Below are 21,769 nucleotides of genomic sequence, written 5' to 3'. Positions count from 1 at the left end.
TCAATTTCGCTTTTTCAACAAAGTCAGCAGCCCAAAAAAGCCGACGTGGGAGACGACTAATACCATTTTAGATTTTAGATTTTAGATTGGCAATGACCGATTCCATTGTGGTTTGGGGAACGGGCATACAGTTGCCTCCTGGTTTAAAAGTAGTACCACCGAAGGAATTCGGTACTTATCCAGAAAACAGAAGGTGAAAATACCGAAGGCGGCAAGAAAACAAAAGGTGAAAATACTGATATTTTCAACTTTTTTTCTTCTTTTCCTTCCATCCGGCTCGTCAACCCTTTTAAATTGACAAGCTGATGCAAGAACCCTGAGCAGTTTTGCTTACTTCAATCCTGGCTTGAAAAGCTTCTTTCAGGTGGGGCATATGGGTAACGGTGAGGATGCAGGCGAAGTCGGAGGCGATCGCATTAATTGCAGCAATCAGCCGATCGCACCCTTCAGCATCCTGAGTTCCGAATCCCTCATCAATAATCAACATTTGCAAAGCCGTGCCCGCCCGCTGAGACAGCAGTCTCGCCAGCGCCAGCCGAATCGCAAAATTAATCCGAAAAGCTTCACCGCCAGAGTAAGTTTCGTAGGCGCGAGTACCGCGAGCATCAGCAATTAAAATGTCTAAAGTGTCAATCAATTTAGTTGCTTTTTTAGAAGCAGCAGCCCGCTGAGTAATAAATTGAACGTGCAATTGATTCGCGCTCAATCTTGACAATATCTGATTGGTTTCAGCTTCAAGTTGAGGCAAAACATTTTCAATCATTAAAGCTTGAATGCCGTTTTTACCAAAGGCTTGACCCAACTCTTGATAAACTCGCTGCTGGCGTTTGGCAACCTGCATTTGCTCTTTTTGAGCTACTAGCTGAACTTGCAGAGTTTCCAGATTTTGCTGCTGCTGCTGGAGGCGTCCGAGACTTCCCAAATGTTGGTCTAGCTGCTGGCGGCGGCGACCCATTTGCTGTTCGATCGCACTTATGCGGGCTGTGGGATCAGGATGTTCTTGCAATTGCTGGTTCATCGCGGCAGTTTGAGCGCTGACAGCTTGCAAATCTCGATCGCGCACTGCGATGGAATTTGCTATTTCATTAACCCGCTGCTGCACTTGCGGGTACTGCACAGTTGCCGATCGCAGTTTTTCGGCGCGGGCGATCCAAAATTGCGATCGGCGCATTTCGCTGCGGACGTGTTCGTGCTGTTCCAAATTATAGCCAATTTCCGCAATGTATCTATCTAAAGACAGAATTTGCTGCTGTATTTCCGAGCTATTTTTTTGCTGTTCTAACTGTTGCTGTACTGTGGCTAATTGAGTTTGCAAATCCGGGCGACGGGCATTAATTTTATTGAGTTTCTGCTGAGCGTCTTTGATTTGAGCTTGCTTAATTTCCGCCCACCGCAAGCGCTTTTCATCGCTGCGGGCGAGGGAGTGGCTGCGATCGCTGTAATTGAGCTGTTGCAGTTGCTGTTCGATTTGCTGGAGTTCGCCCAAATCATCGGCTGCATACTCGCCGGTGCGTAGCAACCGCTCTATTTCTGCAGCGTCTTGACGCATACTTTGCAGTCGGTTTTCATCTTGACCCAGGCTATCTAATTGTGCTTGCAAATGGCTGCGGCGTTCGCGCAATTCTTGGTAGGGCGCTAATTCCTCTTCTAGTTCGCGGTATTCATGTCTGAGGACTTGAATTTCGCGCTCGGAGACGGCCAACTGTTCGCGCACAACCCACAGTTGGTTCCAGATTTCCTGCTGTTGGGTGTGGTGTTTTGTGACTACTAAATTCCAGTAGTGTTCGTCTAAAGGTCGATCGCACAAAGGACAATTGCCAAAATTTGTATCTCGCACCATTAAAGGCGAATTCGATGGCTCGTTTTCCGCAAATTTTGAGGCTTTACCTTCGCCTGCGCTAGTTTCTCCTTCATGTTTCCGCAGCAGTTGCAGTTTTTGGTCGATCTCGGCGAGTCTGGTTTGATAGTCGCGGCTTTTGGCTTGCAGGTTTCCTAGAAAGTCGTGCCTTTCTTGACCTTTTTCGCGGACTCGCTGCTGATAAACTCGCTTGTTTTCCAACTGCAAAATTTGATTGGCGATGGCCGAGATTTCCTGCTGTAATTGCGGTTGTCGCTGCTGCTGCTGAACTTGCACCTGTCGGTTGATTTCCTCTAAGCGGGCGGTTAAACCGGCGCGGGCGCGATCGAGCTTTTGTTGTTTTTGCTGCTGCTGTTGTAGCAGCGGCGAAACTTGCAGTTGCAGTTGCTCTAGTTCGTTGAGGCGCGATCGAACTGCTTGCAACTGTGCGAGTCCTTTATCAACCTCCGGCTGCTGTTTGAGAATTTCCAGAACATCTTTTTCATCTTGTTCTAAAACCTCTAATTGAGCTTGCAACTGCTGAATTTTGCTTTGCAAAAAGCTCAGTTCTTGCCGTTGCTGTTCTTGCAATTGCTGACGCTGATTTTGGGCTTGTTGGTTGGCTTTGAATTTGCCAGCCAGAGTTTCTTCTGTGGCTTGCAAGCTATGGAAATACGCGATGCCTGCTGTTATTTCATTTTCTTGCTCTAGGAGGGCTTGTAGCTCATTTTGCTGCTGTTTGGCTGCGCTGAGTTCTTGCTGCAAGCGGCGGCATTCTTGAGAGATATTGTAGTGCTGCTGCTGGTGGCCGGCGAGGAGTTTTTGCCAAGTCTGGCGGTTGTGGTGCTGGAGTTGCAGTTGCTGCAACTCGGTTGTGTCGGCTTGCTGCTGCTGCTGAAGCAAATCGGTTGCTTGCTGCAATTGAGTTTGTTCCGAGGCGATGGTCTCTTTTTGTTGCAGTTGCTCTTGTACGGTTAGCAAACTCTGTTTGAGCACTTCGACTTGAGCTTTAAATTGTTTGGACGTATCTTTGGCTTGGTCGGATAAAGTATCGTATTGATCGAGTTTGAGCAGGTTGGCTAAAACTTGTTTGCGTTCGATCGGCTTTTTGAGCATAAATTCATCAGCTCGCCCCTGCCGCAAATACGCCGAGTTGATGAAAGTATCGTAATCGAGTTTGATGTGTTCGAGGATTTTTTGCTGAGTTGTTCTCAGACCCTTGTCTGTAAGCGTGCGAAAATTAAGTTTTTCCTCGCTGTCGGCAGAATTTAAGCTGACTTGAAATTCCAAACTTCCCGATTGTCCGCGCCGGCGGTTGCGAATCACCCGGTAGATTTGACCGCCTGTGGAGAAAGTGAAATCAACGCGCACATCTGTTTCGCCGATATGGATGATATCGTCTTCCGTATCGCTGCGGCAACAGCCCCAAAGTGCCCAGGATAGGGCTTCTAAGAGGGAGGATTTGCCAGCACCGTTAGGCCCGCAAATGCAAGCGGTGTGCAGGCCGCGAAAGTCTAAAGCAGCTTCGCGATAGCTGAGAAAATTTTTGAGTGTAAGTTGTATAGGAATCATTTAGGCCATCGCGCCATACAATCTATTTATAAATAACACTATTTGTACGCTGTTGCCTAGTTATTCAATCCAGATCCAGAACAATTGTCAGTGCTTCTGCAATTTCTTCCATAATTGTCTCGGACAGGGTTCCGAGTTGTCGGACAAATCTTTGTTGGGAAACGGAACGGACTTGAAAAGTATCAGCGGCGGAGAGTTTCGCCAAGCCATTTTCGTCGCTGGGTTCTAGTCGAACCATCCAATTTCTCTCGGTGTATCGCTCCTTCCAGTCAGTGATGGGAACAATAACTTCAAGCAGCAAAATTCCAACCGTTTCATCACTGACAATTAGTACCGGACGGGTTTTGCCGATTTCGGCGCCCACAGTAGGTTCAAGCGCAACCAGCCAGATTTCGCCTCTACGCATTAGTTTTTATCCCTGCGTTAAGGCATTCTTCCTCCGAGTCAAAATAGGGTTCGCTCTCAGCCGACCACAAATCATGTAAAGCACCTCCCGGCATATAATCTTTGACTGCTGCTTCTGCTGCGGCTCTGAGTCTCCGCTTTCTCTCAACTTTGCGCTGGGCTTTTTCTTCTATTTCTTCGCGCATCATCCGCGAAGCTGTTTCGATGATTTCTAGGCGTTCTTCTGCTGTCAGATTTTTGAGCGCTGCTAAGATTTCTGTTTTAGTCACGGTTTTTTGGGGTGGTTTGTGAGAAAGTACGATCGCACCATCATTATATCTTTCACAAAAATCAATATCGGCGCTCTGTGCTTATGACGCAACCTACATTACCGGTTTGTGCTGATGGTGCACCCTACATCGATAGCACAGGCAGATTTTCCATCATCAAAAAGGGTTGACTGTATTTTTACAGCCAACCCCGCGCCTATTTATTTGTCCTGCGTTTGCTCAAACAGCAACACTACCGGGCAATATTCGGGAACGTATAGCCGACACCGACTAACAATCCCACTTCAGCTCCATCGACAAAACCAACATTCAGTCCCGCTGTTGCTGTAAAATTTCTCGACAGCGGCACATCTACACCGCCCGAAATCAGGAAGCCAAAAGTACCGTCATCGCCGGTAGAAATTAGCACGCCAGCACCTGCATAAGGAGCCGCAGTAATCACAAAATCCTCGCTAACTTCGACGGTCTCTTGAGATACAAAATCGTAGGTAACAGGAATTAGAAAAGCTAAGTTGTCGCGGAACAAAACAGTCGGTCTCACCGAGAAATTGTTCGTCAAACCGATTTTGCTAATAATGGCAAATGAACCGTCGCCTAAAGCTGAATCTCCGCCAAAACCTAGATTGCCGCCAATGCCGATGTAGCTGGGCCCAGAACGAGTAGCTCGGCCTGGTCTGATTTGAGTTCCTTGAGCCACTTTTTCAGTAGGTTCTGAGGGAGTTGCGGGTTTTTCAGCAACTTTCGGTTGGTTTGTCAAAGCTGAGGCGGAAGTGCTGACAGGATTGCTCAACAATTCTTGTGCTGTTTGGACTTCTTTTTCTTCCTTCGTTGCTGTTACTTCCAGATTATTGCTTTGGGCAACAATTGAGGTAGGTCGATCGCTCTTTTTGGCAGTCTCGACTGTTGACTGCACTTTGACGCTATTATCAGCAATTTTAGCGGTTTCTTCCGACTTTTGGGTCTCAGCAGCAATGGAGGTATTTTGCTCTGTTTCTGTCTCAGCAATATCTGAAATTGCTGTTTCTGATTTTTCGGGTGCAGCAATAGATACTTGCAAGTTGGCGGCCGGTTCAGAGGCTGCTGGCTGTGCTGCTTCTGTTAGTTCGCTCCAACTGATCGAATCAATTTTTTTATTACTAGCCGTTGTTTCTGCGTCGGGTTTAACTGCTGAAGTTGCTGTCGGCTCAGAAATTTGGTCAACATTTTGAGCGGCTATTGTTGCAGTTGTAGCGACCTCGGGCAAGTTGCCAGTTTCAGCTTTCGCTGACATGGTACTGCAACAAACAGCTAAAGCTGCAAGATTTATTAACGCAAAAGTAGACTTGGAAAATAGACTATTCATAGAAACTCCTCAATGAAGGGTGTGTTAAAAGTGTAAGTGTTTGAGGGCGACCGTCGAGAGCTTTGCTAAAAAAAGACACAAATATGAGTTGTGTTGTTCCTAGATTGCCATTTTACCCTTGAATAGTCAACTCTCAAGCTGATTAGATTCAAGAACGGACGGTGGGTTTAGAGGCTAATTTTAATTTACAGATCGATCGACTAAAAATCAATCCTAGGGGTGATTTCACCATTGATCCTGTTTAATTGAGGGGTCGATCGTGCGTTTCGCTTGCATTCTACAATACTGTACTTGGGGGCGCTGCACTCGCAGCCACGCCGAAAAAATCCGGTTTTTGAGAGGGCATCGGCTCGAAACCAAGAGACAACAAGCTTTCAAAACAGTTTTGGCAGCCCCGCCGTCCCAAGCAAGTGCAGTTAAAACAACCTGATCGGCTGCTGTACAGTCCCTGACAAGTAATGTAGAATAATACCACCGATCCGAGAAATATTTGTGGGTCGATCGTGTCAAAATTACTGAATATTATGAAAATTGTGTAAAATTTAGTGTTCTATTTGTAAAGTTTAGCCTTCGCTTTCGCTCAGGGTCTGACCATCTCACAACAGCACGCAAGTAAACAAGTAAAAAAATACAAATTATCTGATCTCAACCTGACTTTATGAGCAAAGTTCTAGTCATATTAGGCGAATTGAGCGATCGCGACATCGATTGGATGCTCGCCAACGGCACCCGCACCCAAGTCCTCCCCGGCACAACCCTGATCGCCGAAGGTAAGCCCTTAGACGCCCTGTACATAGTTCTGGAGGGAACTTTGAGCGTTGTTGTATCATCTTTAGGCGACAAAGAAATTGGAAAAATTATTTCCGGGGAAGTTTTGGGCGAAATGTCTTTTGTAGACGGGAGGCTTCCTTCTGCTAGCGTCACGGCAATTGAAGAGTGCCTCATCCTGTCAATTCCCCGGCGGCTGCTAACTGAAAAACTAGAGCAAGACGTGCTTTTTTCCCTGCGGTTTTATCGGGCGATTACCAAATTTCTGTCGTCGAGACTGCGGGGTACAGTCAAACGCTTTGGCGATGATAATGATGGTTTAATCTATCAAGATCCCGACGACGAGGACGCCATCGGGGAAAATGTCGAAAATCCAGATTTGGCTGAATCGAGATTTCAATGGCTGTTGGAGCGTTTGAAGGGGAGTTGAAAGAAGAGGGAAGTTCGGCAACGGATTCGCTCCAGGGATGTAATGGATTTCAGGAAGAAGGAAGAGGGAAGAAGGAAGAGGGAAGAAGGAAGAGAAAAGAACACCTATTTCCAATTACCAATTCCCAATTCCCAATTAAAAAACATATTTTTCAGCGACGCGCCAATAGCGAGAAAAACGCTTCAAATCAATGTAACCATCGTAGCGGACAAAGGGTTCGGGTGGCAAAACTTCTACAGGGTGCGATCGCTTAATTTGTCGGCAAATATCCTGAAACCGAGGACTGGGACTTTCCGCAGTTACCACTTGATTAGCGCCGGATTCGATCGCAAAAGCGATAACTTCCGCAGCCACATCGCCCCGCCGAATAACTACCGGCAACTCCAGCAAACATTCGTAAATAAACACCATTCGTTTAAGACTCAACTGCCATTCATCAATGAGTGCATCATCCCAAACCCAGATTGCCGGTGCCTCTGGGTGCGCTTGAAAAGCCGGGCCTTCAGGACTCAAACAGTCGCCGTGCAGCCAAATAATTGGATTGTTCATAAATTAGTAATTGTTGACTGTTGACTGTTGACTGTTGACTGTTAACTTATGACAACTGACAACTGCCTACTGACAAGTGACTTTTTAATTTGTGCGACGTTTTTTAGGGCGTTCCCAACTTTTAGAACCGCCGCTGCGATCGACCTTTTCTCCATGAGGAAACAACTGCCATTCCAAATATTCGTAAGTTCCCTCAAAATCGCATTGCCCATAAAAAGGACAATCGCGACAATAAACCGCCTTAGTGTAACGCTCCAAATTTTCGCGATTAAAAAAATAAGGTTTGTGACTAAAAGTGCTGGCTACCCACTGCCAAGAAAGATTGTTGCTTGCCGGATCTCCATCTAGCAAATGTTGCAAAAACCAGCGAGCTCCGGCTTGCCAGCGCACGCGGCGCCAGTGTACCAGATAAGCAGCCATCCACATCCGCTGATGGTTGTGCAAATAACCAGTTTCTCGCAACTCGCGGCTGAAACTGTCGATGCAAACCAAACCAGTCGAGCCCTCGATGACATCCTCCGGCAGAGTTTCGCTGTAATCTTTAGCAGTGTAACCAGTTTTGTAAGGTTCCCGGTCTTGCCAAATCCCGTTGCCCAATTCCGCGTACAGTCGCTGCCAATAATCCCGCCAACCCAACTCGTTGACAAGTTTTACGGCCTCTTCTCGATGCCGCACCTTCTCCAGTACGGCATCCCGGACTTCCGCAAGACTCAAAACCCCGTAGCGCAAATAGGGCGACAAGCGCGTTACCGCACCGTTGAGGAAATTGCGGGTTGAGCCGTACTTGCCGGGGTCTATTTGTTGCAGGGCTGTCTCGGCTGCTTTCCGCCCGCCTGGGGTTGGGGGTACGCTGCTGTCCCGGGCGGCGGCTTCGGGGAACTGTTCACGCACGTAGGCAATTAATTCGTCGCGGCTGGCAAATTCCCGCTTCATGTCCTGACTCATTGTTTTTTCAAGCGCCTGCTATTCTTTCCTCATGTTAAAGCTATTCGATCGGGCGTGCCTGGTCGATCGCCCTAAATTGCCCTTCACTCCTGATAACGTACAGTTTGCCCCAGCAGCAATTGATCATCGGATCGCAGCCAAAATTAGTATCAAAGTTCAGTACACTCAGGGATAGATATCATACCAAAATCTTATGGAAACTTTTCCGGCGGACGCTCAAGCGATCGCCAGCTTAGCTAACGGACAGCAGCAAGGTACAAAACAACTCGACAACAGCGAAATTCAAGAGTTCGATCGAGCCATGATGCGCCGCTGCATAGAATTGGCTCGCCGCGCTCTCGGCAAAACCGCACCCAATCCCCTTGTCGGTTCTGTAATTGTCCGAGATGGCAAGATTGTCGGCGAAGGGTTTCATCCCGGTGCGGGTCAACCTCACGCCGAAGTTTTTGCGCTCCGGGAAGCGGGGGAACTCGCCGAAGGAGCGACCGTCTACGTGAACCTGGAGCCCTGCAACCACTACGGCCGGACTCCCCCCTGTTCTGAAGCTTTAGTCAAGGCCAAGGTGGCAAAAGTAGTGGCTGGCATGGTCGATCCGAATCCTTTGGTAGCTGGAACTGGGCTAGCTCGGTTGCGAGAGGCTGGCATTGAAGTGGTGGCGGGAGTGGAAGGGGAAGCTTGCCAAAAACTCAACGAGGCTTTTGTGCACCGGATTTTGTACCGCCGGCCTTTTGGAATTTTGAAATATGCAATGACTTTGGACGGTAAAATTGCTACCAGTAGCGGCCACAGCGCTTGGGTGACAGGCGAGGAGGCTCGCAGCGAGGTTCACCGGGTGCGCGTCGGCTGCGATGCTGTGATTGTTGGGGGAAATACGGTGCGTCTAGACAATCCCCTACTGACAAGTCACCAGCCTGATAGGAATAATCCCCTGCGGGTGGTGATGAGCCGCACTCTGGATTTGCCAAAGTCGGCGTGGTTGTGGGAAACCTCTGTGGCGGCTACTTTGGTGCTGACTGAGCCTGGGGTTAACCCGGAATTTCAGGAATTTTTGATCGCAAAAGGGGTGGAAGTTGTGGAACTCTCGCCTCTGACACCAACTAATGTTATGGCTTATTTGTACGATCGATCTTTTCTTTCTGTACTCTGGGAGTGCGGCGGCACTTTGGCGGCTCAGGCAATTACTGAGGGTGCAGTTCAAAAAATTATGGCTTTTATTGCTCCTAAAATTGTCGGTGGCCAAGGAGCTCCAACTCCTGTAGGAGATTTGGGGTTTTCGGCAATGACTGATGCTTTGACTTTAGAGCGGGTTTCTTGGCGCGCAGTGGGTGCAGATTGTGTGGTGGAAGGCTATTTAAAAATTAAAGATTGAAAGTTAAAAGCGAGTCTTTTGAGTTTTTGATTTTTAACTTTTAACTCCTTTTATGGTTGAAATTCTGATTTGGAGTTTGATGATTGGCAGTCTCGGCTTGGAGGCTGCGCTTGTGGGTTTTTTGGTGAACCACGAGCAATTGGATGCGGGGCAAAAATGCGATGAAGAGGAGGAAGTTTTGACTCGGCACGAATCTCAAGAGGATAATTTTAATGCGCCCGAAAATGCGCGTTCCAAGGGCAATCCCAAATCAGAGTCCAATCCTGCTGATTTGACGGTTTGGGAGTACAAGATTGTGCGGGCTAGCAACGATTTGTTCCGCAATCCGGCGATTTTTCACAAGCTATGCCAAGAAGAGGCGCAAGTGGGCTGGATTTTGCTCGAAAAGCTAGACGACAGGCGGGTACGGTTCAAACGTCCGATCGCGCTCCGGGACGCCCCGATGCCTAATTTACCAACGTTTGACCCTTACCGCACTCATTACGGCCCGATCTCGAATGCGATGAGTTGGGCTGCGGCGATCGTGTTTCTGAGTGCGATCGTGCTTCCTGCTATTTTGGGCTATGCTTTGGTGTCTACTACTCTAAGCAGAAGTCGCTCTAATTGGCCTCCGGCACCTGTTCAATCTTTGCCTTCTCCCCGGGGGTAAGAAACTAATAAGTGAAAGAGCGGCCCAATGGAAGAGGGAAGATGGAAGAATGAAGAGAGAATTGTTTTTTTTATCTCAAGTCCGGTCAACAAATTATAATTAAGTTTGTAGTGAGGAGTTCCGTCCTCTATTCTCTTAAAAAGCTGACAACAAACTATTATATTATAAGCAATTAACCGGAAAACTTCCAACTGATATCATTTCCGGTTACACTCATACATGATGTTGACGGTTGACTGTTCACTGTTCACGGCGTCAACAGTCAACCGTCAAAAGTGAACTCAAATTTACTATTCCGATGCTAACGGATTTGATATGACAAACCAGCAGAATTATTGAATTATAAATTTTTTTTAATTCTGCCTTCTGTCTTCCACCTTCCAATTTTTGCTGCCTTCGACTGTAAACCATCCTGTCATACAAGCGGCGTGGGAGAAGGAGTGGCTAGCAATCTCAAGTCATAATTTGTATCGCCTTGAAATTGAGAAACGCGGACGAAATAAATCCCCGCAGGTAAAGGCCCATTGCTGACAATTGTTTCTGAAGCCGTGCCTAAATTGTTAGACGAAGCAATAAGGTCGTCTAATCCAACTGCGCCGTTGCCGTTGAGATCTTGAATTAATTCAACATCAACATCTGCACTCAAACCGTCAACAGTTACACTGAAAAGGCTGGGAGTATTGAGGATAAAACTGTAAATGTCGGCTGGTTCTGCATCTCCCACAAAATCGCTCGCAGTTTGAATTTCTGTGAGAATGCCCAGGCTTTTTGCTGCGTTCAAATTGTCGGCGGGATCGGGGAGAGTGCTCAACAGTCCTTCTTGTTGACCGAATTGAATGTAATGGTCGATCGCACTTTTAACTGCGCCGCTTTGGACTGCTGCTGCTACCAGCGGATATTTTTCTAGATAAAAGCTGGGATCGAAGAAAACGCTGGCTTTGCGGTTTTCTAATTGACCGGCTTTGAAGTAGTGTTCAAATGGGGTAAATTGATTTGTTTGGACTGCTGTCTGCACATCTGGGTTGTTTGCTAAATAGAAACCAACATCGAAGAAAGGGTTGGGGTTGCGTCGTTCAAATTGACCGAATCTAATAAAGTGATCGGCTGCTGAAAAGCCATTGAGTTTGGCTGATACCGCTACATCTGTATTGGTGTCTAAATAATAGCTGGCGTCGAACAGGGCATTCGGGTCGCGATTTTCAAATTTGCCAATTTTTCGGTAGTGATCGAAGGGACTCGATACCGTGCCTCTGGCAACTGCTACGGCGACATCTGGGTTGTTTTCGAGATAAAATTTTCTGTCGAACAGTGTTCTGAGGGTTAGCATTATTAAAAAAATCTCTCTGGACTTTAGTCTGGAAAGTGCACGATCGAGAATCCAGTTTACATCAAAGTTTTGTTTTGTGAGGATGTCTTAATTATGGCTAAATCTGGACTGATGGCAATGCTGCGCCGCGCTGCGAGTATTGCTCAGAAATCAAGGGAAACGGGCATTCCGGCTGATGAACTGCTGGGGATGCTGAGCGCTGGCATTCCCCATTCTCCCATATCTCGGCGCCGCTTGCTGCACGGAGGCTTAGCTGCTGCGGGGGCTGTGGCTGCTGCGACTTTTACCAGGGAGGGAGGGGGAGCTTTTGCTCAACAGGGCGGACGATCGCCCATTTTGGTTGTGGGTGCAGGGATTGCGGGTTTGACGGCGGCTTATCGCTTGCGTCAAGCGGGCGTGCGCGCCGATATAATCGAGGCAACTAATCGCGTGGGGGGGCGGATACGCACGGTTCCCAAGGCGGCTGGAACGCTGATTCCGGCGGATGTGGGAGGAGAATTTATTGACACCGGCCACACTAATTTAATCTCGCTGGCGACGGAATTGGGTTTGCAGGCGATCGACTTAGCCCAAGTGCAGAGTGGACTGGTGAAGGATACTTTTTTCTTTCAAGGACGCCGCTTTTCTCTTGAACAATTAATCGCGGAATTTGCACCGCTAGCGAGTAAAATTACTGCTGATTTGGAGGCGGTTGGCGATGAAATTAGCTATCTTGATTTTACAGAAGCAGCGGAAAGATTGGACAATCTTTCCATCGCTGAATATGTAGATCAAGCTGAGACTAGCACGATTGTCCGGCAGTTACTCCGCATTGCTTACACGACGGAATACGGTCGAGATCCTGAAGAACAGTCGGCGTTAAATCTGCTGTTTTTAATCGGTTCTGAACCTGGCAGTTTTGAATTGTACGGCAACAGCGATGAGCGTTATCAAATTGACGGCGGTAATAGTCAAATTATTAACCGTTTGGCGGGTCAATTGTCTGGTTCGATCGAGGCGGGGACGGTTTTGGAAGCGATTACTCTTTTGCCGGATGGCCGCTATCGGGTCAATTTGCGATCGGGACAAAGCGCGTTCGAGCGCACTTACGAGCGGGTTTTGTTAACTTTGCCGTTCAGCACTCTGCGAGACGTTAACATTAACGTACCTTTGCCTCAACCAAAGCGTAGGGCGATCGAGCAATTGGGTTACGGTACTAATTCTAAGTTAATTACCGGCTACCGCAGCCGAATTTGGCGGGAACCTTATCAATCGACTGCTTCTGTTTATAGCGATTTAGGATTCCAGAATACCTGGGAAGCTACGCCTTTTGCTCCTACTCCTAACGGTTTAGTTACTAATTTTACAGGAGGAAAGCAGGGTTTGTCGATCGGTGCCGGAACTCCCGAAGACCAAGCACAAAGATTTTTGAACCAATTTGAAAGAGTTTTTCCCGGAGTGAGAAATTTGCGATCGGGCAAAGCTGTGCGGGCTTATTGGCCGGGAGAACGCTTTTCTAAAGGTTCTTATGCCTGCTATTTAGTCGGACAGTGGACGCAAATGTACGGGGTTGAAGGCGAACGAGTTGGCAATTTATATTTTGCCGGGGAACACACTTCGCTGGAAAATCAAGGTTACATGGAAGGCGGTTGCGAAACTGGACAAAGGGCGGCTGTTGAAATTTTGCAAGACTTGGGTTTGATACCTTCTGTTGATGCTTTGAATGCTCGAACTGCAAGCAGTTTTAACAGTCGCCGTCCCAGCAGGAAAATTCCCGGAGCGCGGAATCTTGGCAATAGAAAGCCGAGTATTAGATAATAACGTAAGGTGCGCATTGCGCACCCTACAAATATCGCGTACAACTTATCAAATAATCTCGTCCGGGTTAATTCCCCGATCGCGCAAATATTCAGCCAGTCGTTCGGCCCGTTCACGTTCGCGATCGGCCCGCTGGCGTTCTGCTGCTAACTGTTCTACACCCCATAAAAGCAAATTTCCTGCTTCATCCCACCAGCGCAACCAATAGCCTGAACGCTGTTCTTTCTCCCCTCGCCACGTTCCTAAATACAAACCAATATCTGCCATCCAGTGGCGACCTTCCGCGTCGGGAAATTCTAATTCGTATTTGCCATTTTGCAAGCGATATACTTCCAGCAAGCCAGTTTCTGGGTCAAAAATGATGTAAGTTGGTACTTGCAGAATTTGTTCGTAAAAAAACCACTTTCCCGGAGGAAAAGTACGTTTGACAGAATATTCACCGCCGTCTGTTTCGGACAAGAATTCCATGACAATGGTGGGAATTTCTCCTTCCAAGTTTGGGGTATAACTTTTGCGGTCTCTTCTCGATTCGGCGGGCAGTACCGACGTTACATAAACCCAATCAGGTGCTTTGATTACTAACTCGCCGTTGACAGTAGCGCAAATGCCAAAGTTGCTGGCTATCAGCATTCGTGGCCCGATCAATCCTCTCAGTTCTAAGATTTCTCGCAGCGCTCCAGCAATTAGCGGTTGACCTGTATTCTCCACTGGTTTTTCTTCTAATTGGAAGTCGTCTGGCAACTTCTCCCACGTTACGATCAGTTCTAACCTTTTTTGTCCTGGGTTATCTTGAGTAACGACCATGACTTTACTTTACTTTCTCAAGTTTGATGTCTTATCATAGCACAAGGCAGCGTGAGCGAGGCGCGCCCTACATAGTCGTTGTAAGGTGCGCATTGCGCACCCTACATAGTCGTTGTAAGGTGCGCATTGCGCACCCTACATAGTCGTTGTAAGGTGCGCATTGCGCACCCTACATATAGATATGCCAGCGTAAATTATATGTGGATTATATTGTACAATTAATTTCAGGAACCGCCGCAAAAAATATGAATATTTTACATTTAACATTAGCTTTATCAAGTTTGCTAATCTCGCCTATCTCGCATCGCTCTTTGCTTGTATACTCTACAAATACAATTGCCCAAAACTCCGAAATTGACGAGCCATTTTGCTACATGAAAACCCCTGACGGCAAAACAGTAGACTTGGGCAAGTTATGCGAGAAACAGCCAGGTTTAGGAACTGCCCAAACTTGCATTCCCGGTTCCAACATCGCTGCAAAAGTGTCAATTGCGGCGACTAATTATGACGGCAACTTTTTCAGCGGTCAACTCCTTAATCAAGGCTGCAAAATAATCAAGAATGTCAAAGTCAATTATGAAGTTTTGGACGAGTCAGGCAATTTAATTGACAACGGATTTATCTACGCTGAACCAGTTAATCTTGCGCCCGGACAGTCAGCCGCCTTTCGGGGCGCAGTTGTCGCGGGGGCTAAAGTACAGGCTACTCATGCCGACGGTCAAGAATGATTTTAGATTTTAGATTTTAGATTTTAGATTGAAGAATTGGACAATGAACCCCACGGATAAATCCGGGGGATTTCTATCCCGGATGCTTTCGGTGAAGAATGATTGTTGAGATTTGTCCGATCGCTGTTATCATGTTTTGGCTCAGATATCTCTATGACTTACGCAGAGATCCCCCTAAATCCCCCTTCAAAAGGGGGACTTGGAATAATAATCTTGTTCCCCCCTTAGTAAGGGGGGTTAGGGGGTATCGAAGTTTGAATATTCTTGCAGAGATCCCCAAAAACAGAATTTGCGAGGGCAAAATATCTTGAAAGCTCGATCGACATACTGGCAAATCTTACCCTACCTCCGTCCCCAAAAACAAACCATCGGTAAAGCATTAGCTTGTACCGTAGTATTTACCATATTTTGGCCAATTATAGCCTGGCTGGTTGGCGAAACAGCCAAATTTATAGGAAATGGAGATTTACAAGGGTTTGCTCAAATTGCTGCACTCAGCGCCATTATATTTCTACTTCGCGGTACAGCCCAGTACGGTCAAGATACGCTGATGGCAAAAGCAGCTTTGACTATTGCTTTAGAAATCCGCAAAAAAGTCTACTCCCACCTGCAAAAACTCAATATCGGCTATTTTGAAACTGCCAAAACCGGAGATTTGTCCTACCGCCTCACCGAAGATATTGACCGCATTGGCGAAGTCGTAAATAAATTTTTTCATCAGTTTATCCCTTGTGTTTTGCAGCTAATTGCGGTTCTGGGATATATGATTTATCTCAACTGGCAATTAACCTTGGGTGCATTAATTATTGCACCGCTGATGGCTATTTTAATTGGCTGGTTTGGCGAGAAACTGCTAAGTTACTCGCGCCAAAGTCAAAATCGCATCTCTGATTTATCCGCTTTGCTGACAGAAGTATTCAGCGGCATTCGTTTAATCAAAGCATTTGTGGCTGAAGATTACGAAATTGCCCGCTTTGCAGAAGAAGCAGAACAAAACCGCCGCGCTAAGTATTTGTCAGAAAGAGTAAAAGCACTTCAGTTCGTTGTAGTTGGCTTTTTGGAAGCGATGAGCGTGATTTTGCTCTTTTTCCTGGGAGGTTGGCAAATTTCTCAAGGAAATCTCACAGGTACTCAATTTATTAGTTATATCGCAGGGGTGGCACTTTTAATTGACCCGATCGCTATCACAACTGCTAATTACGGGGATTTTAAGCAGGGAGAAGCTTCTAGCGATCGCATTTTTGAACTATTAGCAATTCAACCCACAGTAGTTGAAAAACCGAGTGCAATTGAACTTCCCCATGTTACAGGCAAAGTCGAATACCGCAACATTAATTTTGCCTATAACTCAGAGACACCCATTCTCCAAAACATGAGTTTGTTGGTGCTTCCCGGAGAAATGATTGCCCTTGTTGGTGCATCGGGCGCGGGTAAAACTACTTTAGTAAATTTGCTACCCAGATTTTACGATCCGCAAGCCGGACAGATTTTAGTTGACGGTATTGATATTCAAGATGTCACCTTAAATACTCTGCGGAGGCAAATCGGAATTGTACCGCAAGAAACGATTTTATTTTCGGGTACGATTGCTCAAAATATCGCTTTCGGTCAATCTTATTATGAACTGAAAGATGTGCAAAAAGCGGCGGAGATTGCTAACGCTCATCAATTCATTAGTCAGTTTCCCGAGGGCTATCAAACTTGGGTAGGAGAAAGAGGTGTAAACTTATCTGGCGGGCAAAAACAAAGAATTGCGATCGCCCGTGCAGTTTTGCTTGATCCCAGAATATTGATTTTGGATGAAGCGACATCGGCGCTGGATTCGGAATCAGAAGGTTTAGTGCAGGAAGCGCTGGAAAGATTGATGCGCGATCGTACTGTGTTTATTATCGCGCACCGCTTGGCTACTGTGCGGAGAGCTGACAGAATTTTAGTGTTGGAAAAAGGCAGAATTGTGGAATCTGGGACGCACGAGGAGTTGCTGGAAAAGGGCGATCGATATGCTGGCTACTACGCTCAACAGTTTAGTCAGTAGGCTACGTTAGAAACCGGGTTTTTGGTCATTTCTGCTGGCCTCAACGAAGTATTCTCGAAAAAACCAGGTTTCTGACCACCCGTGGGTAAGTCCTGTTCGCGATAACTCTAGTAAAAATCTCATTCTAAAGCCTCTCTCGTCTCCACAGAAGGGTGAGTCCTGACTCGCATAAAATCGTCCGAGAACATATTTAAACTATCAAAAAAAGTTTTCCAAGGATTTTCTTTGGATCTCGGGAGCTTTTCTGGTATAATCACAAACACTTCTACTTCTTCACCCACAGATCCAGGCGGCAGTTGAATTTCAAGTTTATTTCCTGCAAGAACTTTGGTTGTAATCTGTATTGCTGACTGCATACTTCCTCCTTTGCGATGATTAATTTTCAACAGCCCCTAAAGCTTTGAGCGTGGCTTTTTCAACTTCAGTTAAACCCGTAACTCCAGCAATATTCATGTTTTCATAAGGTCTGTCACTTTTAAGTATTTTGAGGCACTCACCCGTCTCAAAATCCCAAAGTCTAATTGTGCCATCCCGACTGGAAGCAGCAATGATTTTTCCATGTGAACAGAAGGCAACTGAGTTAATTCTACTGGTATGACCTTGCAAAATTTTGAGACATTCACCTGTACTGATATCCCATAATCTTACCGTTCCATCGACACTTCCACTAACAACTATTTCACTAGAAGAACTAAAGGCAACTGAACGTATCCAATCAGTATGCCCGTGAAAAATATTGAGGCATTCACCGCTGTTGATATCCCATAGTCTGACTGTTCGATCGACACTACCACTAGCAAGTATTTCACCGTTGTGGCTAAAGGCGATCGCGCGCGCCCAACCCGTATGCCCCTGCAAGATTTTGAGGCATTCACCAGTATGGATATCCCACAGCCTTACCGTTCCGTCATAACCTGCACTGGCAAATATCTCGCCCAAAGGACTGAAGGCAGTCGAGTGTACAGAATTGTTAGGCCCCTGCAACGTTTTGAGGCATTCGCCAGTACCGATATCCCACAACCTCACCGTTTGGTTATAACCTGCACTAGCAAGTATTTCACCCGAAGGACTGAAGGCGATCGATCGTGTTTCATTGCCAAATTCTGGCAAAGTATGGAGGCATTCACCACTGCGAATATCCCACACCCTCAATGTTTCGTCATAACTGCTGCTAGCAAGCCTTTCACCATTTGGACTGAAAGCAACCAAGTTTACCCGATCGAGATGCCCGTGCAAGATTTGGAGGCACTTACTGCTGCTGACATCCCACAGCTTGACTGTTTTTTCGTCATCGCCGCTGGCAAACATTTCACCGTTTGGACTGAAGGCGATCGACCTTACTTGATTGCTATGCCCTTGCAGCGTATTCAAGCATTCACCGCTGTTGATATCCCACAGCCTCAGCGTTTTATCGTAACTGCCACTAACAAGTATTTCACCGTTTGGACTGAAAGCGACTGACCCTACTCGATCGTTATGCCCTTGCAAAGTATTCAAGCATTCACCGCTGTTGATATCCCACAGTTTTGCAGTGCGATCGAAACTTCCACTTGCGAGTATTTCCCCCGAAGGACTAAAGGCGATTGACCGTACTCGATCGAAATGTCCCTCCAAAGTTTTGAGACATTCACCGCTACCGATATTCCACAGCCTCACTGTTTTGTCGCCACTTCCACTAGCAAGTATTTCACCAGCAGAATTGAAAGCAACTGAATACAGGTTTTTAGTATGTCCCTCCAATATTTTCAGACATTCACCACTGTTGATATTCCATAGCCTTACTGTGTTGTCGCCGCTGCCACTGGCCAACATCTCACCAGCAGGATGGAAAGCGACTGAAAACACATTTTCAGTATGACCGTGCAAAATTTGCAGGCATTTACCCGTGCGGATATTCCATAACCTTATCGCGCGATCGAAACTCCCGCTAGCAAGTATATTCCCATCAGGATGGAAGGCGACTGACATTACTGATTCGGTATGTCCCTGCAAAACTTTTAAACATTCACCAGTCTTGACATCCCATAACTTGATTGTATTTTCATAACTGCCACTAGCAAGTATCTTACCGTCAGGACTGAAGGCGACAGACTCCACCACGTTGGTATGTCCTTTACAGGTCAATATTTCTCTGCCACTGCTAGCTTCCCACAAGCTAACTACGCCATCACTATCACCTGTAGCTAACAGTTTGCCATCAGGACTAAATATTACTGACCGAACACTGCTGAAGATTTTAGTAAAATCAGAATTAGCTAAATTTGCTTCAGCAAAATTGACGCGGTGCAAGCTAGCATTTGTAAAATCAGCACCTAAAATAACTGCACGAGAAAGGTCTTTTCCTTCTAACGCAGTGCGATCGATTTTCACCAACAGGGTCGCCGCATTCCCTCCCACATAACCTACCTCACTTTCTGTTTTTCCCCGCGTTGCTTCCACAATTTCCAATAATTCCTCCGTAGCTGCCGCTACATCGAGGCAGGGCCGGCACGAGGACACCGCCCCTACCATTGGTAACAACAAATCCATCACTGCTTTTGTCAGCGGCGCTTGTCCGAAACTCTGAAGAAGTTGGCCTAAATTTTCAGCAACAAATCCCTGCAAGGGGGCGATAAGTTCGTTGTTATTTCTCTTCTGGGCTTGAAGCTGACAATAATTAGACCAAGTGTACGATCGAGGTTCTAAATCAGGATTGACACAAGACTGTTCCGGCGCAACTAATTCGGTAAAATCTGCCGCCAAAACTCCCAATTCCGCTGCAAATTTATAAGCGACAAAAAACTCTAATAACGAACGGTGCGCCGGAGCATAATCGCCATCTGCATTGCGGATTAGCATCGTTTGACCCATCATGTCATAATGCCAGTGGTCTAAGTCTTTTTCCTCTTGTACGACGGAACCAAACAGGTTGCGAATGCGATCGGGAAAACCGCGATAATTGATACTCATTTGGTTGGTAGACAGCATTTCCCAAGACAGTTCGCACAAAAAGTAAAGCTTATCTGCTACAGAAGTAAAAGTACGTTCTGCTTTGATATCTCTCTCTATCTTCCGCCGCACCGCATACAGATAAATCCGCGACATATCGACTGGTTTTCCTGCTTCAATATCCGGCAATGCTTCCAAAATTAACTCCGTCATCACCGGGCGACGCGCTAAATCCAATAACTGCGGGTTTCCCATCACTTTTTCGACTGTCGCCGCTTCTGTTTGAAATGACAGCGCTTGCCCAATTTGCTCGTCGTTAAATTTCTCTAATTCTAAGACTTCAAATTGGGGAGTTTCGCCTGTTAAAATGGTTGTTGATGCTTGCAGTTCTGCATTGAACAATGCCCGTCCTTCCTTGCCTTCAGGAAAGTGTTCGGTACGGCAAGTGAGGATGACTTTTGCGCCGGGAACGACGGTTTTTGCTAGTTCCCAAAAGTTGTTGATGGTTTCTTGCCGATCGCACTTAGCGGCCATTTCATCAAAACCATCGAAAATTAGCAGAAACTTGCCCATGCGATTGAGTTGTTCAAAAGCCGAATAACCCGCCAAAGGTATCTCGTGTTTCCGAAAGAAAAACTCGGAAAATAGCGACTCGACACTAACTGCTTTGGCGTAATCCCGCAGCGGAATTACTAACGGCAAACGCGGACGTTCTGAGCCGCGTTTTTGAGCATCTCGGTAGCGTTGCAGGGCCATCCAAGCATAGTGCATCGCAAACCAAGTTTTCCCCGTCCCAAATTCTCCTAAAACTGAAATATGTTCTTTAACTGGGTCATCTAACCATCGGTCAATATAACCTTCGATCCAGCCATCTCTATCGCCATAATGACTGACGCCTATCTTGCGGTGAGTATCGGGGTCGATTTCTTCTTTTGTACAAGCTAGCGGCACATATTTGGTATCAATCTCTCGGCGGGTAATTTCTGTTTCTAGCCAATCCAAATAAGCGGTAAAATCGGCATCTTGGTCGAGCAATTCATCAAACGTATAGCAAGCTAAATTACGATTTTCATCTTTTTCTACTTCATCCCGGGCCGCGCGACTGATGCGGCGGGCGGTGACTAACCAACCTTCATCGGTGCGCTGTTTTTCCACCGACTCGCGCAAAGCTGAGATATCTCTGAGTCCCGCTTCTCCGGCAATTCCGCGCACTAAAATGCGATCGTACCGATTGCGTCTGACGGGAACATTGATAATCCATTCAAAATAGTTATCTTCCCAAATTTCATATTTCTCAAACCGATAACTTAATGTTTCAAACCAACCTCGAACTTGTTGCGATAAAATAAAAACTTTAGACTTTTGAAAATTGCTTGATTCTGCTGCTGGAAGTGCGGGAAAATCTTGATCTTCCAGTCGTGCAAATTCAGTGCGAATTCCTTCGATAGTGGGGAGGCGTTCGATGCGATCCATTACCATAGATAGGCGTTTTTGCAAAGAGGCGATCGCATTTCCCACCATCACATCTCCCAGCGTCCGCGTCCGCTTTGCTACTTCCATAAACACAGCGGCAAATGCCATGAATTCCCGTCTGGGGTCAATGCCTAAATCTCGAATTTCTTTGCCTAAAGCACTCTCATTCAGATATTCATCGCCTGCTTGAATTAAAATGGCTGGGCTATCGGACTCGAAAGCTTTGCGAAATGCTGATTCAATCTCTTTTTGGCGAAACAGTTCTAAAATCTGCTTCGGTTTACCAGCGCCGTATTCTACTAAAGTATAAACATAAACTCCGCTAAAATCTGCGGGCGGAGCATCGGGGTCGAGGTTAAATCTTTTTAATAATTTGATGACTGTTTCGTTGCGCTGAAACTTGTCTTTGACGGTGCCGAAGGGAATTGCCGTCAGGAGGCTGATCACTAAGTCGAGACTAATTAGCATGATTTAGGCTTTCCTATTTTTCCGTTGAAGTAATGCTCAAATCTAGAATCGGTACGCTATGTCCCTGAAAAGCG

The 21,769-nt window shown here is 46.5% G+C and carries 16 protein-coding genes; 6 read left to right on the top strand and 10 right to left on the bottom strand.

All coding sequences use genetic code 11. The features are described 5' to 3' along the window. Positions 1–289: 289 nt before the first annotated feature. The 4 genes from QUB77_RS24535 to QUB77_RS24520 form a co-directional block, all read right to left on the bottom strand. Positions 290–3,409, bottom strand: coding sequence for an SMC family ATPase (locus QUB77_RS24535; RefSeq protein ID WP_333170299.1), 3,120 nt, complete (start codon positions 3,407–3,409; stop codon positions 290–292). A gap of 64 nt (positions 3,410–3,473) precedes the next feature. Next, positions 3,474–3,815 (bottom strand): type II toxin-antitoxin system PemK/MazF family toxin, encoded by a 342-nt coding sequence (locus QUB77_RS24530; RefSeq protein ID WP_333170298.1) that lies wholly within the window; start codon positions 3,813–3,815, stop codon positions 3,474–3,476. Beyond that, entirely contained in the window at positions 3,808–4,083 is a 276-nt protein-coding gene (locus QUB77_RS24525; protein WP_333170297.1) for a hypothetical protein, read from the bottom strand. Before QUB77_RS24525 ends, QUB77_RS24530 begins: the two co-directional genes overlap by 8 nt. Positions 4,084–4,315: 232 nt before the next feature. After that, the gene (locus QUB77_RS24520; protein ID WP_333170296.1) at positions 4,316–5,425 is read right to left on the bottom strand and encodes a hypothetical protein; all 1,110 of its coding nucleotides are present in this window, start codon (positions 5,423–5,425) and stop codon (positions 4,316–4,318) included. A gap of 658 nt (positions 5,426–6,083) precedes the next feature. Here QUB77_RS24520 and QUB77_RS24515 point away from each other — a divergent pair. Then, positions 6,084–6,623, top strand: a complete 540-nt coding sequence (locus QUB77_RS24515; RefSeq protein ID WP_333170295.1) for a cyclic nucleotide-binding domain-containing protein — start codon at positions 6,084–6,086, stop codon at positions 6,621–6,623. A 135-nt stretch (positions 6,624–6,758) separates the two neighbouring features. Here the strand turns inward: QUB77_RS24515 and QUB77_RS24510 are convergent, their stop codons facing one another. Together QUB77_RS24510 and QUB77_RS24505 are read right to left on the bottom strand one after the other, a co-directional pair. Then, positions 6,759–7,172, bottom strand: coding sequence for a hypothetical protein (locus tag QUB77_RS24510; RefSeq protein WP_333170294.1), 414 nt, complete (start codon positions 7,170–7,172; stop codon positions 6,759–6,761). A gap of 84 nt (positions 7,173–7,256) precedes the next feature. Beyond that, positions 7,257–8,117 (bottom strand): FAD-binding domain-containing protein, encoded by an 861-nt coding sequence (locus QUB77_RS24505; protein ID WP_333170293.1) that lies wholly within the window; start codon positions 8,115–8,117, stop codon positions 7,257–7,259. 193 nt (positions 8,118–8,310) lie between these two features. Between QUB77_RS24505 and ribD the strand changes: the two genes are divergently transcribed. Beyond that, a complete protein-coding gene (gene ribD, locus QUB77_RS24500) occupies positions 8,311–9,486 on the top strand; it encodes a bifunctional diaminohydroxyphosphoribosylaminopyrimidine deaminase/5-amino-6-(5-phosphoribosylamino)uracil reductase RibD (RefSeq protein ID WP_333170292.1) in 1,176 nt (391 codons plus the stop codon). 52 nt (positions 9,487–9,538) lie between these two features. Further along, a complete protein-coding gene (locus QUB77_RS24495) occupies positions 9,539–10,135 on the top strand; it encodes a hypothetical protein (protein ID WP_333170291.1) in 597 nt (198 codons plus the stop codon). 415 nt (positions 10,136–10,550) lie between these two features. On the opposite strand, the gene QUB77_RS24490 is transcribed toward QUB77_RS24495, so the two are convergent. Next, positions 10,551–11,462 carry a PPC domain-containing protein gene (locus tag QUB77_RS24490; RefSeq protein WP_333170290.1) on the bottom strand — a complete coding sequence of 304 codons (912 nt, stop codon included), beginning with the start codon at positions 11,460–11,462 and terminating at the stop codon, positions 10,551–10,553. A gap of 93 nt (positions 11,463–11,555) precedes the next feature. Between QUB77_RS24490 and QUB77_RS24485 the strand changes: the two genes are divergently transcribed. Then, positions 11,556–13,259 carry an NAD(P)/FAD-dependent oxidoreductase gene (locus tag QUB77_RS24485; protein ID WP_333170289.1) on the top strand — a complete coding sequence of 568 codons (1,704 nt, stop codon included), beginning with the start codon at positions 11,556–11,558 and terminating at the stop codon, positions 13,257–13,259. A 48-nt stretch (positions 13,260–13,307) separates the two neighbouring features. On the opposite strand, the gene QUB77_RS24480 is transcribed toward QUB77_RS24485, so the two are convergent. Further along, on the bottom strand, positions 13,308–14,063 hold the full coding sequence (locus QUB77_RS24480) for a Uma2 family endonuclease (protein WP_333170288.1): 756 nt from the start codon (positions 14,061–14,063) through the stop codon (positions 13,308–13,310). A 245-nt stretch (positions 14,064–14,308) separates the two neighbouring features. On the opposite strand from QUB77_RS24480, the gene QUB77_RS24475 reads away from it, so the two are divergent. Next, positions 14,309–14,791, top strand: coding sequence for an FxLYD domain-containing protein (locus QUB77_RS24475; protein ID WP_333170287.1), 483 nt, complete (start codon positions 14,309–14,311; stop codon positions 14,789–14,791). A gap of 307 nt (positions 14,792–15,098) precedes the next feature. Further along, positions 15,099–16,826 carry an ABC transporter ATP-binding protein gene (locus tag QUB77_RS24470; RefSeq protein ID WP_333170286.1) on the top strand — a complete coding sequence of 576 codons (1,728 nt, stop codon included), beginning with the start codon at positions 15,099–15,101 and terminating at the stop codon, positions 16,824–16,826. Between the two features lie 119 nt (positions 16,827–16,945). Here the strand turns inward: QUB77_RS24470 and QUB77_RS24465 are convergent, their stop codons facing one another. Together QUB77_RS24465 and QUB77_RS24460 are read right to left on the bottom strand one after the other, a co-directional pair. Further along, on the bottom strand, positions 16,946–17,182 hold the full coding sequence (locus tag QUB77_RS24465) for a hypothetical protein (protein WP_333170285.1): 237 nt from the start codon (positions 17,180–17,182) through the stop codon (positions 16,946–16,948). 19 nt (positions 17,183–17,201) lie between these two features. Continuing rightward, positions 17,202–21,695: a WD40 domain-containing protein gene (locus QUB77_RS24460; protein WP_333170284.1), complete on the bottom strand. Its 4,494-nt coding sequence runs from the start codon at positions 21,693–21,695 to the stop codon at positions 17,202–17,204. Positions 21,696–21,769: the final 74 nt, after the last annotated feature.

It is taken from the genome of Microcoleus sp. AT9b-C3 (assembly GCF_036705485.1).
Classification (GTDB): Bacteria; Cyanobacteriota; Cyanobacteriia; order Cyanobacteriales; family Microcoleaceae; genus Microcoleus.
The sequence above is the reverse complement of the archived record's forward strand: the minus strand, read 5'-3'. Positions and strand labels throughout refer to the sequence as shown.

Bases quoted from the DNA above. Each gene is read 5' to 3' on its own strand.
- QUB77_RS24535 (WP_333170299.1), bottom strand. From the start codon at position 3,409: ATGATTCCTATACAACTTACACTCAAAAATTTTCTCAGCTATCGCGAA.
- QUB77_RS24530 (WP_333170298.1), bottom strand. From the start codon at position 3,815: ATGCGTAGAGGCGAAATCTGGCTGGTTGCGCTTGAACCTACTGTGGGC.
- QUB77_RS24520 (WP_333170296.1), bottom strand. From the start codon at position 5,425: ATGAATAGTCTATTTTCCAAGTCTACTTTTGCGTTAATAAATCTTGCA.
- QUB77_RS24515 (WP_333170295.1), top strand. From the start codon at position 6,084: ATGAGCAAAGTTCTAGTCATATTAGGCGAATTGAGCGATCGCGACATC.
- QUB77_RS24510 (WP_333170294.1), bottom strand. From the start codon at position 7,172: ATGAACAATCCAATTATTTGGCTGCACGGCGACTGTTTGAGTCCTGAA.
- QUB77_RS24505 (WP_333170293.1), bottom strand. From the start codon at position 8,117: ATGAGTCAGGACATGAAGCGGGAATTTGCCAGCCGCGACGAATTAATT.
- ribD (WP_333170292.1), top strand. From the start codon at position 8,311: ATGGAAACTTTTCCGGCGGACGCTCAAGCGATCGCCAGCTTAGCTAAC.
- QUB77_RS24495 (WP_333170291.1), top strand. From the start codon at position 9,539: ATGGTTGAAATTCTGATTTGGAGTTTGATGATTGGCAGTCTCGGCTTG.
- QUB77_RS24490 (WP_333170290.1), bottom strand. From the start codon at position 11,462: ATGCTAACCCTCAGAACACTGTTCGACAGAAAATTTTATCTCGAAAAC.
- QUB77_RS24485 (WP_333170289.1), top strand. From the start codon at position 11,556: ATGGCTAAATCTGGACTGATGGCAATGCTGCGCCGCGCTGCGAGTATT.
- QUB77_RS24480 (WP_333170288.1), bottom strand. From the start codon at position 14,063: ATGGTCGTTACTCAAGATAACCCAGGACAAAAAAGGTTAGAACTGATC.
- QUB77_RS24475 (WP_333170287.1), top strand. From the start codon at position 14,309: ATGAATATTTTACATTTAACATTAGCTTTATCAAGTTTGCTAATCTCG.
- QUB77_RS24465 (WP_333170285.1), bottom strand. From the start codon at position 17,182: ATGCAGTCAGCAATACAGATTACAACCAAAGTTCTTGCAGGAAATAAA.
- QUB77_RS24460 (WP_333170284.1), bottom strand. From the start codon at position 21,695: ATGCTAATTAGTCTCGACTTAGTGATCAGCCTCCTGACGGCAATTCCC.